At 58.8% G+C, this 16,027-nt stretch carries 14 protein-coding genes; 8 read left to right on the top strand and 6 right to left on the bottom strand.

Translation table 11 applies throughout. The features are described from left to right. Window positions 1-929: 929 nt before the first annotated feature. Window positions 930-1,520, top strand: a complete 591-nt coding sequence (locus PV772_RS15820) for a recombinase family protein (protein ID WP_347886752.1) — start codon at window positions 930-932, stop codon at window positions 1,518-1,520. Window positions 1,521-1,911: 391 nt separating this feature from the next. Here the strand turns inward: PV772_RS15820 and PV772_RS15815 are convergent, their stop codons facing one another. Continuing rightward, the gene (locus PV772_RS15815; protein ID WP_347886751.1) at window positions 1,912-2,820 is read right to left on the bottom strand and encodes a nucleotide-binding protein; all 909 of its coding nucleotides are present in this window, start codon (window positions 2,818-2,820) and stop codon (window positions 1,912-1,914) included. Between the two features lie 161 nt (window positions 2,821-2,981). On the opposite strand from PV772_RS15815, the gene PV772_RS15810 reads away from it, so the two are divergent. Both PV772_RS15810 and PV772_RS15805 read left to right on the top strand, forming a co-directional pair. Next, window positions 2,982-3,779 (top strand): hypothetical protein, encoded by a 798-nt coding sequence (locus PV772_RS15810; RefSeq protein WP_347886750.1) that lies wholly within the window; start codon window positions 2,982-2,984, stop codon window positions 3,777-3,779. Window positions 3,780-3,834: 55 nt separating this feature from the next. Beyond that, window positions 3,835-4,155: a hypothetical protein gene (locus PV772_RS15805; protein WP_347886749.1), complete on the top strand. Its 321-nt coding sequence runs from the start codon at window positions 3,835-3,837 to the stop codon at window positions 4,153-4,155. Window positions 4,156-4,219: 64 nt separating this feature from the next. On the opposite strand, the gene PV772_RS15800 is transcribed toward PV772_RS15805, so the two are convergent. Continuing rightward, window positions 4,220-4,489, bottom strand: coding sequence for a hypothetical protein (locus PV772_RS15800; RefSeq protein WP_347886748.1), 270 nt, complete (start codon window positions 4,487-4,489; stop codon window positions 4,220-4,222). A 210-nt stretch (window positions 4,490-4,699) separates the two neighbouring features. Here PV772_RS15800 and PV772_RS15795 point away from each other — a divergent pair, with 210 nt between their 5' ends. From PV772_RS15795 to PV772_RS15785, 3 genes are read left to right on the top strand one after another with little or no spacing between them, the layout of a single operon-like run. Continuing rightward, the gene (locus PV772_RS15795) at window positions 4,700-6,862 is read left to right on the top strand and encodes a DNA methyltransferase (RefSeq protein ID WP_347886747.1); all 2,163 of its coding nucleotides are present in this window, start codon (window positions 4,700-4,702) and stop codon (window positions 6,860-6,862) included. Window positions 6,863-6,870: 8 nt separating this feature from the next. After that, window positions 6,871-9,669: a DEAD/DEAH box helicase family protein gene (locus PV772_RS15790; protein WP_347886746.1), complete on the top strand. Its 2,799-nt coding sequence runs from the start codon at window positions 6,871-6,873 to the stop codon at window positions 9,667-9,669. A 38-nt stretch (window positions 9,670-9,707) separates the two neighbouring features. Continuing rightward, window positions 9,708-10,268, top strand: coding sequence for a hypothetical protein (locus tag PV772_RS15785; RefSeq protein WP_347886745.1), 561 nt, complete (start codon window positions 9,708-9,710; stop codon window positions 10,266-10,268). Between the two features lie 62 nt (window positions 10,269-10,330). Here the strand turns inward: PV772_RS15785 and PV772_RS15780 are convergent, their stop codons facing one another. From PV772_RS15780 to PV772_RS15765, 4 genes are all read right to left on the bottom strand, one after another. Then, entirely contained in the window at window positions 10,331-10,657 is a 327-nt protein-coding gene (locus tag PV772_RS15780) for a hypothetical protein (protein ID WP_347886744.1), read from the bottom strand. Next, entirely contained in the window at window positions 10,638-10,970 is a 333-nt protein-coding gene (locus PV772_RS15775; protein ID WP_347886743.1) for a hypothetical protein, read from the bottom strand. Before PV772_RS15775 ends, PV772_RS15780 begins: the two co-directional genes overlap by 20 nt. Window positions 10,971-12,450: 1,480 nt before the next feature. After that, window positions 12,451-12,972 (bottom strand): cyclophilin-like fold protein, encoded by a 522-nt coding sequence (locus tag PV772_RS15770; protein ID WP_347886742.1) that lies wholly within the window; start codon window positions 12,970-12,972, stop codon window positions 12,451-12,453. A gap of 6 nt (window positions 12,973-12,978) precedes the next feature. Then, window positions 12,979-13,818, bottom strand: a complete 840-nt coding sequence (locus PV772_RS15765; RefSeq protein WP_347886741.1) for an SDR family oxidoreductase — start codon at window positions 13,816-13,818, stop codon at window positions 12,979-12,981. Window positions 13,819-13,966: 148 nt separating this feature from the next. Between PV772_RS15765 and PV772_RS15760 the strand changes: the two genes are divergently transcribed. Together PV772_RS15760 and PV772_RS15755 are read left to right on the top strand one after the other, a co-directional pair. Continuing rightward, the gene (locus PV772_RS15760) at window positions 13,967-14,872 is read left to right on the top strand and encodes a helix-turn-helix transcriptional regulator (RefSeq protein ID WP_347886740.1); all 906 of its coding nucleotides are present in this window, start codon (window positions 13,967-13,969) and stop codon (window positions 14,870-14,872) included. 547 nt (window positions 14,873-15,419) lie between these two features. Next, complete coding sequence (locus PV772_RS15755) at window positions 15,420-15,569, top strand: hypothetical protein (RefSeq protein WP_165838024.1); 150 nt, start codon at window positions 15,420-15,422, stop codon at window positions 15,567-15,569. Window positions 15,570-16,027 lie beyond the last annotated feature (458 nt).

Below are 16,027 nucleotides of genomic sequence, written 5' to 3'. Positions count from 1 at the left end.
CGTAAGAGTAGTAACAGACCGTAGAGCAGGGATATGTACGGGGTGTCACGTCGTAGGCATGGCGCACCTTAATGTCCGCATCCTTACGATGAATCAAATCGGTTGTTCTATGGCAACTTCAATTTGTCTCCCTACTGCGCTCCCTGCCCGGTCTACTGTGGTGGCTTTTATTGTCCCGCCTGTTATCTCTACCGTGTCATAGCACGCGTGTTGTATCGCTTGATGTAACTGGTGAATTCATGCTCGATTGCTCAGCAAATGTGCAACGTGACGTATGGCCTTATTACGTGCGTTTTGGCGTATGGGTAGAGATGCCGTAGTTCTTAGCCGCGCTCCAACTAGGCCTTATGTGTGTCGTCCTACAGGAGATATGGCATTGCTTATGGCATCAATTGTTGATGATGCTGAAATGGTCCGCCTAGCATGTAGCCGAGCAAGGACCCATGCCCTGCGCCCACTGGCCTGACCAATGTCTATCGAGCCCTCATGCGGGGCCAGCAGCCATCGTCCGGAGTCAATTAACACAGTCGCGTTATTACCCGATGGCCGGATTTCGAATAGTGCTAGTAGACAGGGCGGGGGAGACCCCTCTGGACTGGAGGCCCGGCCTTGCCATCCATGCACGGATCAGCCCTTCTGGTGCAGCGGCGGGAAACACGTAGTTCAGTTGATGTCCTTCAACAAGACTCGTCACCATTACGCGGGTCATCGAGCATCTTGTCCAGCGCTGATGCCGGCGACCATAGCGACCTCCTTGCGGCGCAAGGGGAAGCGCCATGAAATGCTGTTGGTTACCAGCGAGCAAAAACGACCGTTTCTGACCTATTGGCGGCAAGCCTCCAAAAAAAGCGGAAAAATCACTCTTACGCTAGTCAAAACCGGTTGCCGAAAAGAAAACCGGTCAAAAGGGTAAGGGGAGGGTTTTTGACGTGTCCGGCAACATAGTCGGTTATGCGAGGGTCAGTACTCGTGGTCAATCGCTCGATTCGCAGGTGGACGGGTTGGTGGCGGCCGGAGCAGTCCGCGTCTTTCAGGAGTACGCGTCCGGTGCAACCCAAGCAAGGGCGCGGTGGAAGGACTGTCTGGATTATCTGCAGCCGGGCAACGTGCTGTTGGTTGCAGACCTGACCAGGCTAGGCCGGAGTACCGCTGACCTAGCCGACATCGTCACAGTGTTGGGCCAGCGGGGGATAGGTTTCCGTTCCCTGGCTGAACCCTGGCTGGACACGACCAGTGCACATGGCAAGCTCATCTTTGACATGTTCGCTTCCCTCGCGGAATACGAACGATCGCGGCTGTCGGAAAGAACGAAGGCTGGGCTTGCCGCAGCGAAAGCCCGAGGGCGGCTCGGTGGCCGCCCGCGGTCGATGACGCCTGGGAAACTGGAAACGGCCCGGCAGCTGCGCAATGAAGGAAAGACTTTGAAGGAAACGGCTGAGCGGCTTAGCGTTAGCGTTTCATCACTCACTCGGGCTCTTAGCAGGAACGACGTCCCAGAAGTCGCGTCCGAAGCCGCCTAGCACTGCCATATTTGAGATAGCTTGCGGGACATCAATGTTACGGAAGGTGCCTAGGCGTTTCTTATAGTCACAGTGACCAAGCCCGGACGAGCCACAGCCGCCCTGTACCCGTCGAAGGTCAGCGGTGGGGAACTGGGAATGGTGGCAGCACTTCTTAACTGACACGTTGGTTTGCAGGCGTGCGCAGTGGATCACGTATCCTTCTAAGGCTGAGTTACAAGTTGTATGGGAGAGCATCCAGGTGGTGCAAGAGCTCCCTGCAGCTCAGGGACGAAGTCAAGGTGCAGCGGCCCGTAGGGTGCTCTCGGTATGTGGCCGGGTTTGAGCGCTGTTCCCCTCGCGGGGACTGTGTCATTGAGTTGGCAGAAAGCGCGAGGGGAGCCTCAGACTTCTAGCCGAATGGCGATTCCTCGACGGAGCCTTGAAGTGCACGGTTGACGCGTAGCCCGTTGGCTCGTAGCTCCGTGACGAACTTCCTCAGTTCAGTGCGCGTACCGGCAGGGCGTTTCCGGGCCAGTGTGAAGCTCTTCCCCTTTGGTGAACTGAGTCGCAGGGTAGTTGGGTTGTTTTTGACTATGGCCCACCCTTGGCTCGTTGCATTGCTACAGAGCCACTTAATCTCTTCCTCCAACGCCTTAAGGGTTTGCTCCCCGTGACTTGCCGCGAGGATGCTTGGAGCTGAATCATGGGTGGTTGTCACGGGGAGCTGGATGTTCTGCGGGACGCCTCTTTGCGCTGGGGCTTCTCCCTGGAACGCGGACAGCGCGTCTTTGGCGACCATTTCCACGACAGCGTGTGTTCCCCTTGGTAGGTTCGGCTGGGTTCCGCCCCTTCGTGGACCGAGCTTAGCCATGGCCTTCTCTACTCTGAGGACGGCGTCATTGAGGCCGGCCCTGATGTCGTCGTCTGGACGCTCGCGGTAGATGAGCCTGGTTAGGCCTTGAAGGTCCGATGGCAGCTTGGCGTCGCCGACGCTGAGGAGGTAGACACGTTCCCGCCCAAGCGCGCCGAGGAACAGACCGAACTCAAGGATGATGTTGTCTCTAACCGCAGCGCTTTGGGTGCCTCGGCTGGTGACAGTGTCCTCACCCGTGGCAACAAGGATGGCGAAATCGACAGAGTTGGCTCTCGCGATCAACTCGTCCAGGGTGATACTTCCAGGGGCGAAAGTATCAGTGTCCCACCGCTTAACAATGCAATCCGTGGCTGCTTCGAGTTCAGCCTGTAGAGTCCGGGCGATTTTTAGGCCCTCCGTTGAGGATCCGATGAACACCTGGAGGTGGTGGAGTGCGTTCGTCATGCGTTCAAACATAAGGGAATTCGAGTGAGCAAACGGGCAGAGGCCGAAATCCAAGGAAGTGGGACTGTGGGCTCACTTCTGGTTGCGGTATAGGGGACGAGTCCGCATTGCCGAGCTCGAGCAGCGGGTTGATTGTCAGGGCCCTCAGGCATCATCAGAAGATGATGTTTGAAGACGACCGCACATCGGTCCCGCGTGCCTACACTGCTTTGCCCGATAGTCCGGATCACCCTGATCCGGTCGAAGATCTGAAGCGCTCAATTGAGTGGTGCCATGCCCAATCTGATGGAAACCTGCGCGCAATTGGCATTCAAATTGGCAGTAGGTTCGATCTTAAAGACGAACCGCTCATTGAGGCGCTGGTTCGTCGCGGAGCAACCGTCTACCCGGACTCCCGGGGCAAAGTCGCCCGGCTTCCGGCCGGGCCAGTCCTGGCCTACAGGCCGCTGCCGCAGACGTTGTGGCAAATCGAGGATCACCGAGGACCGTCAGCAATCGCCGCCGTGGGAATTACTGGGCCGTCCCATTTCCGGCACGCCTTCACACCAACGAAATCAGTGGGCGCACAACCGTGGGTCAGCGCCTACAACCCAAAACACTTGGGCGGCCCCGTGATCGAGGCTAAGACTCCAGTGGTTTCGGATCCGGTCATATGGGAAGCCTTAAAAACCTTCACAAACATGATCAATTCCAGCACGGGGCTGTCGCACAGTTCCGACCGTTCCAGCGTCACAGAAGGGCTGACGAAACTGAAGGCGGACGGTCACAACTTCTCCCCAGATGACCTACTTGCTGGCGCCTTGCGGTTGAACTGGAAGGGGAGCGCAGCCGTAGAACTACGTGAACTCGCACTTGAGATCAATGCCGGCAAGCAAAAACGATTTAGGAAGATGCTCAGGCCAGACATCGTGGAAATATGGAGGGCCGAAGCAAACTCAGCAACACCATTCGACCATTAGACGCCTGTCGGATCGCGTGACGGTCTCCCTCTTGCTGGCAGTATGATCGATGCCTATGTGCGGCGAGCCTTCCTTCCTGTTTGAGATAAACGCGCCTGTCCCATCTCCCAACGTTCTTGCTCCGCTTCTGATCAAACCGGAGCAAATGCAGGAGATTCGTGATGCTTTTGAGGAAGCTGGCGTGGTTAGCCAGAGCGATCGTAAGGCCTTGATCGAATCAGTCATCATGGGTGAAGTGGAAAGCCTTCGCGAACTAAAGTCCGTCGATGCGCGACGGATCCTTCAGCGCATCAAAGGACTGCATAGCCGCAAACCAACCAGCACCGGCTCGGCTTGGGATAATCGCGAAGACGATACTTGGATCGACAAGCTCTGAGAGCCCCCTTTTTACGCTTTTGTTGTCCTTGACACCAAGCACCCCACAAAGGCAAAGGGGAACGTTACCCGTCTGGGTCCTGGTCCTGAGTCGCCTGTAGAGTGCCAATCTCTTGAAGGGATAGGTACGTGTAGTCATCGGTCTCGCGCAGCTTTAGAAGCCGTTCCCGCACGGCTGGACCGGCGGCAAGCCAGAGGGCATCCCGCTCTCGAAGCAGGTATTGCAGCTCAAGCCAACGAATCTTGACGAAACGAGTCCTTGGCCGCTGTTTAGCGGCCTGACGCATCCTCATCAGCCAGTAGGGCTCGGTAGATTCAATTCCAGACTCGGTCATGCCACCAGCGTAGATTCGAGCGACCGAGATGGAGCCCTGCCCTGAAAATCTTGGGGAAAAAATGCAGGTCGCCAACTGCTGGCCACCCTGTGTCAATTTTGGAGCGCGTCGAACGAGTCCGCGGCCGAACGGGCCGGCAGCGGCGGGTAAAGTCAGGTACGCCCGCGCGGGCCTAACGGGGCAGCGTCGGCCCGAGATTCAAGGAGTATGGTGGCACACCTCGACACGCTGATCGCGATGATCCCTGACGAGAAGCTCAAGAGCGAAATCCAAAGCCAAGTCAGTCGCCTCACAGCAAAAGCCAGCTTTGGTTTAGTGTTCGAGGAACATCGTCCTGAGACGGTGCAATTACCAGGCTTCGAAGTCGCTCGCGGCGGCAAGGTGGTATTCAAAGACGGTTCAACGCCTGGCATCTGGACTGTTCTTCGGCTGACCGAGGGTGTTGCCACACTGGTGCGAACGGGCGATTCCGGGGAGCGTATTACTGCCCAGGTAAATGAGCTTGTTGTTATCCGAGAGTTCGGAGACGCTATCTATCCCGGACTGCAAAGCGTCGGATCAACGTTGAACGGTGGCGACAAGCCGTTCCATGCGGTCATTAACGCGGAAAACTTCCATGCGGCCGAGATGCTTCTGTACCCCTACGAGGGCAAAGTCGACGCAATTTACCTTGATCCTCCGTACAACACAGGCAGCAAGGACTGGAAGTACAACAACGATTACGTTGACAGCAAGGATCAGTACCGCCACTCCAAGTGGCTCTCTTTCATCGAGAAGCGGCTGCGCCTTGCCAAGCGGCTCCTGAACCCGAAGAACTCTGTCCTCATCTTCACTATCGACGAAAAAGAGTATCTACGGGCAGGTCTCCTCCTTGAGGACATTTTTCGTGGATGCAACATTCAGATGGTCACAAGCGTCATCGCACCCCAGGGGAGCGCACGGGCGGATACTTTTTCACGGGTGGATGAGTACCTGTTCTTCGTGCTTGTAGGTGATGCAGGCGTCATTAAGGGACCAGATGACATGCTTTTCGAACGTAAGTCTGATGCTGTCGACTGGGATTTCCTACGAAGAAGTGGTTCCAATGCCCGACGCCAGGATCGCGAACGGAGCTTCTACCCAATCTTCGTGGATGTTGCAACGAACAAAGTTAAACATGTCGGCGAGTACATCCCGCTCGGGACATCGCGAGATGAAGTAGCAGATATGCCAGGGTGCGTCACCGTGTGGCCGATACGGAAAGACGGCAGCGAGGGGCGTTGGCAGCTGGGCTCCGCCGGTTTCCGTGCCGCATTAGAGAACGGCACCGTGAAACTTGGTCGTTTGAATAAGTCCTCCAAGTCATGCGCCATCTACTATCTTGCCGCCGGCAAGCTTGAACAGATCAAAACAGGTGAAATCCTCGTGACGGGCAAGGCGCCCGACGGCTCTCTAAAACTGACGTATAACCCTGAGCTGAAGATGGAGCGGCCCAAAACCGTTTGGAACCGGGAGTCGCATAATGCCCGAACGGGCGGCAGTGACCTACTGAAAAACCTTCTGCCGGGCCGGTCTTTCCCGTTTCCAAAGTCCCTCTATGCAGTCGAAGATGCTCTTAGTTTTTTCGTGATGGACAAGCCCAATGCCTTGATCCTCGACTTCTTTGGAGGATCCGGCACAACTGCACACGCAGTTATGAGACTGAACGCACGAGACGACGGCCGGCGGCGGAGCGTTGTAGTCACTAATAACGAGGTTTCAGCGGAAGAGGCAGACGATCTCAAGAAGAAGGGCATGGAACCAGGTGATCCCGAATGGGAAAAGCTTGGGATCTTCGAATACATCACAAAGCCGAGGATCGAAGCCGCCGTAACAGGCCGCGTACCATCTGGAGCCCACGCCAAGGGACAGTACAAGACCTACGCGCAGGTGGAAAAGAAATGCGTCTGTGACGACAGCAGCTGTGACGGCAAGACGATGATTACGGACTTTATCGATGACAGGCCACTTTCCAGCGGTTTTCCGGAAAACGTGGAGTACTTCAAACTCACCTACGAGGACAATCAACTTGTCCGTCTCGGCCGAAAGTTCGAAGCGATCGCACCGATCCTATGGATGCGGGCAGGGGCAGAGGGCGAGCGAGTCGATAGTCTTCCCGCAGACGGGTGGGCGCTGCCCAAGAAGGGCTTCTACGGTGTGCTAACCGACATCGACCAATGGGAGCCATTCGTCGACGCCATCAATGCGCGCGATGATGTCCGTTGCGTTTTCATTGTCACTGACTCGCAAGCCGAGTTCGAAGCAATCAACGTGCAGATTGATCAGGGTATCGACTCCGTTAGGCTCTACTCGGACTACCTGCAGTCGTTCGAGATCAACACCAGGCAAGGCTAAGCACCTAAATGAAATTCAAGCTGCGCGGTTACCAGGCCGTTGCCAAACGTGACGTACTCGAAGACATAAGTGACGCCTTGGAAAGGTACGTGGAAACCAAAGGCGAACGTGTCACTGCGGTGCAACTCACCGCTCCCACAGGCTCGGGTAAAACGGTAATTGCCTCGGCCGTCATTGAAGCCGCTCTCTTTGGCGCCGAAGACTTCGCTCCAAACCCGGATTGGACGTTTCTCTGGATTTCAGACGATCCTTCGCTGAATGAACAGACAGCACGGAAGTTTCTTACCGCCTCGGACAAGATTTCGCACGGCACGATTGAAATCATCGAGCCCAGCTTTGACCAGAAGGTACTTGACCCAGGCAAGGTTTACTTCCTAAACGTCCAGAAGCTCAACTCAAGTGCTCGGCTGTCCAAAGAAGGCGGGGGAGACCTGCGCGAGTATTCGTTCTGGTCGACCTTGACTAACACCATCGACATGCGGCCCGACAAGCTGGTCATCATGATCGACGAGGCGCACGTCGGCATGAAGACGGAGCGATCCCGCGACACCATCGTTTCGCGCATCATCGGCGGAGCGAAGACTGGCCGACCGCCGGCGCCTGTCATCGTAGGCATCACGGCTACACCCAAGCGCTTCGAGAAGGCGATGGACACGATGAAGCGTCGCGTCCGCGCCACTCGCATCGGGGTTGACCAGGTGCAGGCGTCAGGCCTCCTAAAGGACGGACTGGTGTTGGCCTCGCCGCAGCAGATTGCCGCCAATTTCAACGAGTCCGCATTGCTTCGCCACGCCGTGGCCACCGTTCGGCGGTACGAGCAGGATTGGGCGACGTATTCAGCCCAAAATAACGAGCCCCAAGTCTTGCCGGCCCTGGTTATTCAGGTGGGTAACACGCCTTCCAATGACGAGTTGTCCGCGATCATCAGAGTGATTCTGGAGTCTTGGCCGGCCCTGAAGACGCACAACATTTGCCACACCTTTGGCGAGCACAACGTCCTCAAGGTCGGTGCCTATGCCATTCCCTACTCGAACCCCGAGGACATACAAGATGACCTCGACATCCGCGTTGTGCTCTGCAAGCAGGCCATTACCACCGGCTGGGACTGCCCCCGCGCCGAGGTGCTGCTGTCATACCGGGTGGTCGAAGAAGAAGACGCCATCACGCAGATCATCGGCCGTATGATTCGTACGCCGCTGGCCCGGCGCGTCGAGCACAATGAAGCCCTTAACTACGTCCACTGCTTCCTGCCCCGGTTCAACAAGGCCGGCGTGAAAAAGATTGCCGACCGGCTCAAGCTGGGTGACGACAGCTTCCGTCAGGAATGGGTGCACCCAGAGACGATGGATAAGGACACCCTGCCGGAGCTCGTCCCGGCCGTCCCATCGACGCAGATGACGTTGGCCGGCAGTACCTTGGCCAAGCGTGCCACAACCTTCAACACTGGGCTGCATGACGAGTTGATCCGTCGACGCGAAGCCCAGCAGGATGATGCCAAGCTATTTGAAGACGAGGCAGAGCAGCCCTCCACGCCACGTGCGGAGCTCGCGGAGGTGCCTGCGCCCGAAGAAGAGCTGATCATCGTCGAAGAGCAGGAGCTCACCGACGGACCCGGTCCGACCGGCGTCAGCGTCATCACCCAGGAAAACGTTCGGCTCGGCCGAAACCCGCTGATCGACCCCAATGTGTTCGAGCAGCTGCTCGAATTGCCTTCGTACGTCATCCCCGGCGTTCAGTATCGGACCCAGGTTGATCGATTGAAGAACTTCGCCACCTTGCTCACCGGCGGAGGCAAGAACGCCATTCTCCAAGGGGCCTCGAAGATCGCCAACGAGCGGCTGCTCCAGGTCCTCAGGGAGACACGGCTGCAACTGGACGCCAGCGAGAAGTTCCAGGAGCAGGCCGACAAACTGGCCCACTTCTTCATCGAGAACGAAGTCACGACGCTCTTCGACGGTAACGCCGTGCTCGAAATTGAGCAGCTTGAAGAAGTCGAGATTGACAGCAAGGGTGTTGAACAGCTCTTCGCCCAGGCGGAACGGCGCATCGGCCGCACAATGGCTAACGCCTATCTGAACGAGCGCTATGAAGCCGACGGCGACACCTTCACGATGATGATGTCCGTGGCAGTCGTGGCACACCAGCCGGGCGTCAAAGAGAAGCTGGAGCAGGTCGCGAACGCCACAATTGTTGAGTGGTTCAAGGAATACCAGACGCAGATTAACAAGGCGCCGGCACTCCTGAAGGCGCAGATCGACGAGGTTCGGTCGGAAGCCACCGAACCAGAGCCTACGGTGATCTCACTGGTGGAGAACAAGCCGTTTCCGGTCGCCGAAGTTGTCTGGCCGAAGCACTTGCTGTCCAGCCCGACGGGTGACTACCCGGTAAAGCTGAATGAGTGGGAGATCCACGTCCTCGACACCGAGCTGCAGGACGACAACTGCCTGGGCTGGTACCGGAACCCTTCGACCGGTTCTGGTGCACTGACGGTTCCTTACACGATGAACGGTCGGCACCGCGGCTTGACGCCTGACTTCGTTTTCTTCCACCAGACCGACGATGGCGTGGTGGCTTCCATCCTTGACCCGCACGCCCAGAGTCTGAGCGATTCGATTCCGAAGCTGCGGGGTCTCGCCAAGTACGCAAAAGATCACGGTGACGAGTACCAGCGCATCGAATCGATCATTAAGATCAATGACGTGTTCTACTCGCTGAACCTGAAGGATAAGGCGGTGCAGACAGTGGTGGAAGCGTACCGCGAGGCGAGGCCTGAAGCGCTGTACCTGGAGCACGCTGGCAAGTACTAGGAGTTACCGTGCCCTGTGAGTGTGAGGTCGGGATTGCAGTGGAAGCCGCGAAAGAAGGCCTCTTCCTATCTCCGGGCATCAGTTTTGAGTGGGTCGGAACCAAAGGGCCCTACGGGCTCAGTGGTAAGACGGCAAACGTCTACGAAGACGTGATGACAATTGCTATTGCCCTAGGTGCTGACCTGGATGCAATGCGCTTGGCCCAACGGGTCGTTCGACCCCGTGCCGACCTGATGCATGAGGAATCGGGGGTGATTATTGAGGTCGATGAACTCCAACACTTCACCTCCCACCGACTGCTGTCCTTCGAAAGCTATCCAAGTGGAGCCCCTCTGGGGTTTGACCTGGAAGATTACCGCGATCTGTGCGAACAGCACCGCGTCAAGGCGGACAAGGCATGGGGAACAAAGAAAACGGCGACGTTCGGGCCAAAGAGTAGGGGGCGTCAACGCGCGTTCTACGATGCGCTGAAAGATTTATCCCTTCCTGCAGCTGGCCTGCCTCCCGTCGTTAGGATCGCGGTACCAGACCGTGACTACATAAGGGCATGGAAGCAGGTCAGGGATCGAGTCTTCGCTGCCGTGGCGGACGGCGCTTAAGGAAAAGCACCCCTGAGAAGGGTGCACCAGGACACATCACGCTCAGGGCCATCAATCCCGGCTTAGGCGGCCGCAGCCCCAGCGTCCGTGATGGCAGCCAGCAGCCACTGTTCTGATAGCGGGTCGCGGCGTAGCTCGAAGGTACGCAGCGCCGTAGTGGACGTCAGACGGACCTGGACCTGCCAGTGTTCGACGCTCACCAGGTCACCGCAGCCAACCGGTGCCCGTTTAGCGGTGTTCCACCAGTCCGACCGCGTAAACCAGCGCACTGGTTCGGCAGCCACGGCCCAGATCCGGTCGTCATATCTGACGGCTAGGGGAATGCCTTTGGCGGTAAACCGGACCTGCACCGGGACGTCCAGGGGTTTATCACTTGCTGTTCTTGCCACGGGTCCGCTCTCCCAAATTCCTGTTCATCATTTCCTCCCGGCGGGTGACCGCCGAACTCCACACCCAAGTCCGGTACGTGACCGGCCCGTCCTTCCACGTCACTTCGGCCGCCCTCGCTGTCCAGGCAAAGACCTCGCCGTCCACCAGCTCCGCGCAATTCGGGAACCGGATCCACGCCTTGACCGGGATCCCCGGATATCCGTTCTTGACCGGGAAGTGCTCGAAATCGAGCTCTTCCACGGTCAACCCGATTGGGCCGGCCCGCCGTGCGTACTGCGCCTGCAGCGCGGCCGCAAAACTCTCGGAGGACATAGCACAACCTTAGAACATATATTCGAATAGACACGCCAAAGAACGGCGGCCATGGGGGTGGCCGCCGGCTCCCATCATGAGGGAGAGGTACGACAACGAGGCCCCGGGTTATACCCAGTGGGGACAGGGCGGTTTCTAACGAACGTCGCAACACCTACTGAAAGTGGTGTTGATTCATGCGTAGTTCGACGCGCCAGTCGAGGAAAATGGGGCCTCCGGGCTTGATTGAGAAGCGGCCCTTGTATGTTCAGCTCATGAAAGATGGGCTCTCCAACCGGGCAGCGTGCAGGATTCTTGGGATCAACCCCAACACAGGCCTTCGTTGGTTGAACGGACGCAACGGCGTTCAAGGACTCGTGCAGCAAGGTTTGGATCCGCGGCCACGTAAGGCAATTCCTGCGGCGGCCGTATCCAGCCGCTACTTGTCAGAAGACGAACGCATCTACATTGCCGACCAGTTGCTGGCTCGGGCAAGCCTGCGTTCCATAGCCCGGAAGCTCGGGCGTTCACCATCGGCCATCAGCAGGGAGCTAGCCCGGAACAGGCCGGATTCCAGGCGTTATCATCCATTCCGCGCTCAGAAGCTGGCGCAGAAACGACGTCCAAGACCTCGCCTAACTAAGCTGACCAAGGACGAGGAGCTGCGCCGTTACGTTGTGGCGTGCCTGTCGAAAAGATGGAGTCCACAGCAGGTTTGCCAGTCACTGAAGTCTCGGTTTCCGGGCGAAGCACACCGGCATTTGGTACACGAGACGATTTGCCGCGCGCTTTACCAGCTGAGCATTCGTCCTGTCCCGTCAGGCCCTGCTCGGTTGCTGCGTTCGGGGAAGTTCAGTCGTCAACCACGGGCGCGGACCAAGGTGAAGCCACGCCAGTACATCGCGGACGCCCTCAAGATCGGAGACCGCCCAGCCCACGTTGCCAAGCGAGAAGAGGCTGGTCATTGGGAAGGAGATCTCATCATGGGCAAGGCAAATAGATCTGCCATTGTCACGTTGGTTGAGCGGACCTCGCGCTTTCTGATCGCGTTCGCGCTCCGGCCAGGCAATCGCTCAGAGAATACGCGGGACCAGCTCATTGAAGCTCTCGGGGTGTTGCCGGCCTGCATGCGTAGGACGTTGACTTGGGATCGGGGTTCGGAGATGGCTAAGCACGCCGGGGTCACATCAGCGTTGGGAACGCTTGTGTACTTCTGTGATCCAGCCAGCCCATGGCAACGCGCCTCAAACGAGAACGCCAACGGACTATTACGCCAGTACTTCCGAAAAGGGCAGGACCTGAGCGCTGTAGGGTCAACGGCGATCCATTTAGCCGTCGATGAGATCAATAGCCGACCCAGGGCCGTCTTGGATTGGTCCAGCGCCGAGGCCTGTTTCAGGCTCCAACAGGCAGCAGCAACCGGTCCATTGCTGGGCGTTCCCTCGCATGGCTACGTGCCCGACTCTGGTCCGGTTGCTGCCTGCGTCTAAGGCATGGGGATCTACCTACGCTCGATGCGCATGTCCACGTCGTTGGGGAGGCTTTCGAAAACGCTCAGGTCTGAGGTGATTTCACCCATTTTCGTGAGTGTAGGGACTGAGCTGGTCTCCTCGTAGATGATGGTGATGCTGTCGAGCGGGTTGTAGTAGACGATGTCTCCGGGCTGCACGTCGGTGTAGAACGGACCCGTTTCTGTCATCGGGGCGGGGAGCTCGGTGATGTACTCGATGCCGGCATTGCGGAACCAGGGCAACGTCACGGGGAGCGTAGCTGCGAAGTCTTGGGCGACTTGGCTGTCGTTGAGGGTCGCGGTCACCACGACGTCACCGGCGGTGATGGTGATTGGGGTCCCGTCCGTGGATGCTTCGGTTGGAGCCGGGGAATCGGTGGTGGCGGAGGGTGTGGCCGCGATAGCCGTGGTGGTCGGAGATGCGGTGGTGGTCTCGGCTGCAGGTGCGGAGCATCCTGCGAGGGCGATCGCGGCCGTAGCCGCCAAGGAGATCAGAGCCAGTGATTTTTTCATGATTTCCTAAGCGTTTTCGAGGGCCATGGCGGAGGACAGGTCGCGGTGGGCCGCGACCTGGTCGAGGAGCTGCTGAGCCTTGTGCTCGACTCCGGCGACGACGTCTGCTCCGGCGACGAACCGCAAGGGAGGGGTCTCCAGGTCGGCGATCGTGACGAGAGCGGCGCCGAGCTTGGCAGGGTCTCCACCCTGCTGGCCGTTCATGCTCTTCCACGCAGCGATGGTCTGGGTGGTGCGCTCGGCGTAGTCATCGATGGACAGTTCGGGCCAGATGGAGGAAGCGCCCTCGACGAGGAGTTCGGTGCGGAAGAAGCCGGGCTCGACGATGGTGGTGTGTATGCCGTAGGGCTGGACGTCGTACTGGAGAGATTCCATCCACCCTTCAAGAGCGAACTTTGAGGCCGCGTAGGCGGCGCAGAACTCCTGGCCGATGATCCCGGCGGCAGAGGTGATGGTGATGACGTGGCCACTGCGCTGCTTGCGCATCACCGGCAGGATCGCACGTGTGACGTTCAGCGGGCCGAAGAAGTTGGTTTCCATCTGCGCCCGGAACTGCTCGTCGCTGATTTCTTCGAAGTAGCCGGCGTAGAAGTTTCCGGCGTTGTTGACCAGAACGTCAACGCTGCCAAAGCGTTCGACGGCGGCCTCCGCTGCGGCAGCGGAGGCCGCCGCGTCGGTGATATCCAGGGATAGGGCGAGAAGGTTCTCGTGTTCGCCAAGAGCGGCGGTGACTTTGGCGGCGTCGCGGGCGGTGCCGACCACACGGTGGCCGGCGTCGAGTGCGGCTTTGGCCAGGTCGACTCCCATGCCGCGGGCAGCTCCTGTGATGAACCAAACGTTGCTCATAATGATGCCTCTCTCAGGTCTTAGCCGGCCCGGTCGGGGCGGCTGCTGATTCAAGTCAACAGGGCATCGCCGAGGCTAACGAGACCCCACCTATGGGTTCCCTGACAGAGACCCTATAGAGGCCACGAGGTGCGGTACCTTCAACTCCATGGAGAACCAGAACGACCTCAGCAAGTTCCTCGTCACGCGTCGGGCCAAACTCGACCTGCAACGAGTAGGCCTGCCTGACTATGGCGGACGCCGCCGCGTTCCAGGGCTACGGCGCGAAGAAGTCGCTCTCCTGGCCGGCATGAGCGTTGAGTACTACAAACGTCTCGAACGCGGCAACGCCAAAGGTGTTTCGGAGTCGGTGATTGATGGGGTCAGCCGCGCCCTCCAACTGGACGAGGCCGAGCACAAGCATCTCTACGACCTCGTCAAGACCGCCAATGCAGGCGCACATCCACAACGCCGACGCCCGGCACGCAACTCCAAGGTCAATCCCGCTCTCCAGCAGACCATTGATGCGATGTCGACCGTTCCTGTGTTCGTACAGAACGGTCGCTTGGACGCCGTGGCCACCAACCAGCTGGGTCGGGCACTGTTCTCAGAGATGTTTGAGGACTCACCGAAGTCCGTTAACGCCGCTCGCTTCGTCTTTCTTGACGGCCGCGCCCAATCCTTCTACCAGGACTGGGAAGCCAACTGCCGCCAGATCGTCGCCCTTCTTCGCGTTGAAGCTGGGCGTTCACCCTACGACCGGCAACTGAGCGACTTGATTGGTGAACTCTCAACCCGCAGCGACCTCTTCCGCAAACTCTGGGGAGCGCACGACGTCCGCGAGCACCGCACAGGCCTAAAAAGTGTTCACCACCCCGTCGTCGGAGACCTGGATCTGACCTACCTTGGACTGGACCTCATCGCAGACCACAACCTCCAAATGCTCGTCTTCTCCGCGGAAGCCGGATCGCCATCCGACGACCGACTGCAGCTGCTGGCCAATTGGACCAAGACGCGCATCATCGGCCTAGGCATTCAGGATCCAAAGACCTCAGAACACATCAGCGGAGACTGACGCTGTGACAGCACAGCCCGGACCTGTGACGTCCGCGTGTGGATAACGAAGAAGGGCTCGTACTAACTAGCGGGGTCCGCAGTTAGCAAGACCTTCGATCTCCGGAAGTGGCAAGCCAGTCGAACTGGTCTTCGAAGTGCTCGCCGGACTGCTAGGTTCAAGAGACGACCTGTTGCGACGTTCGTTAGAAACCGCCCAGCTTTGAGCTGTGCGGAGGGCTCCACCTGCCCGCCAATGGGCATAACCCGGAGGCCAAGAGCTCTGGTCTCCGCTGCGCTGCACCCAGGAGACGGTCCTTCGCTGCGCTCCGGCCTGTAAATGCTTGTTTTTCCCTTACATCTGGCTGGGTTGTTCTCCGTACAAGGCCGCTCATCGTAGCCGGCCGGGGGCCCGACCCATCAACCCACGTACACGGACAATCCCACGCGGTCGCCAGGGCTCCCTTATTTCGCGGGCTTCCCCGCGCACTCTTCGGGGTTGACGGCCCACCCTCGACCGGCTGCGACAGCGGGGGCCTCGCACGGCGGGGCAGGAAGGAGGTGGCTACATGAGCATCGACGAAGCGATCAAGCTCGCGACAGCGGTCGTGAGCCTGATGACAGCTGTCATCGCTCTGCTCTCCACGCGGAACGCGCTCTTAACGAGCAAACGCTCCCGAGCGGCAACTCGGAAGCGTAAGCGTAAAGCAAGGAAGTAGGTGTAGCTACGAACCCGGTGGTCGTAACCGCAAGGCTGCGGCCACCGGCTCCTTCCCAGACTAAGTCCAGTTCAACGATAAGGAAACCATCATGGAGCCACTGACCATCATCAACTTCGTGCTCTCCCTGGCGGCACTTGGCGCTTCCATCACCGCCTACCGCGCCACCGCCAAGACCCGGAAGGACCAGGAAACATAAAACGGGCGAGAGGCGGGCCACAGTCCGTGGGTCCGCCTCTCGGCACTGCCCGCCTAAAGCCAGGCGCGGGGAGCAAAGCGCCTTGTTGGGGACGCCCTGGTTTCCGCTGCGCTTCAACCAGTTTGTTGGGCGTCCGCTGGCGCGGCCGGCTGTTAGGTCCAGGGCGCACCGTCGCAGGGCTCCGGACCCCCTGCACCGTGTGTGTCTACGACGTTTTTGGCTGCTGTCCTTCGGATTGTACGTGCCCGTTCCGGCCCCT

It is taken from the genome of Pseudarthrobacter sp. CC12 (genome assembly GCF_039907755.1).
Classification (GTDB): domain Bacteria; phylum Actinomycetota; class Actinomycetes; order Actinomycetales; family Micrococcaceae; genus Arthrobacter; species Arthrobacter niigatensis.
This window is presented reverse-complemented; position numbering and strand designations above follow the sequence as displayed.

Excerpts from the sequence above, each read along its gene's own strand:
- PV772_RS15775 (WP_347886743.1), bottom strand. The coding sequence starts at position 10,970 with ATGTCCTCCGAGAGTTTTGCGGCCGCGCTGCAGGCGCAGTACGCACGG.
- PV772_RS15755 (WP_165838024.1), top strand. The coding sequence starts at position 15,420 with ATGAGCATCGACGAAGCGATCAAGCTCGCGACAGCGGTCGTGAGCCTG.
- PV772_RS15810 (WP_347886750.1), top strand. The coding sequence starts at position 2,982 with ATGATGTTTGAAGACGACCGCACATCGGTCCCGCGTGCCTACACTGCT.
- PV772_RS15765 (WP_347886741.1), bottom strand. The coding sequence starts at position 13,818 with ATGAGCAACGTTTGGTTCATCACAGGAGCTGCCCGCGGCATGGGAGTC.
- PV772_RS15790 (WP_347886746.1), top strand. The coding sequence starts at position 6,871 with ATGAAATTCAAGCTGCGCGGTTACCAGGCCGTTGCCAAACGTGACGTA.
- PV772_RS15815 (WP_347886751.1), bottom strand. The coding sequence starts at position 2,820 with ATGACGAACGCACTCCACCACCTCCAGGTGTTCATCGGATCCTCAACG.
- PV772_RS15800 (WP_347886748.1), bottom strand. The coding sequence starts at position 4,489 with ATGACCGAGTCTGGAATTGAATCTACCGAGCCCTACTGGCTGATGAGG.
- PV772_RS15805 (WP_347886749.1), top strand. The coding sequence starts at position 3,835 with ATGTGCGGCGAGCCTTCCTTCCTGTTTGAGATAAACGCGCCTGTCCCA.
- PV772_RS15770 (WP_347886742.1), bottom strand. The coding sequence starts at position 12,972 with ATGAAAAAATCACTGGCTCTGATCTCCTTGGCGGCTACGGCCGCGATC.
- PV772_RS15760 (WP_347886740.1), top strand. The coding sequence starts at position 13,967 with ATGGAGAACCAGAACGACCTCAGCAAGTTCCTCGTCACGCGTCGGGCC.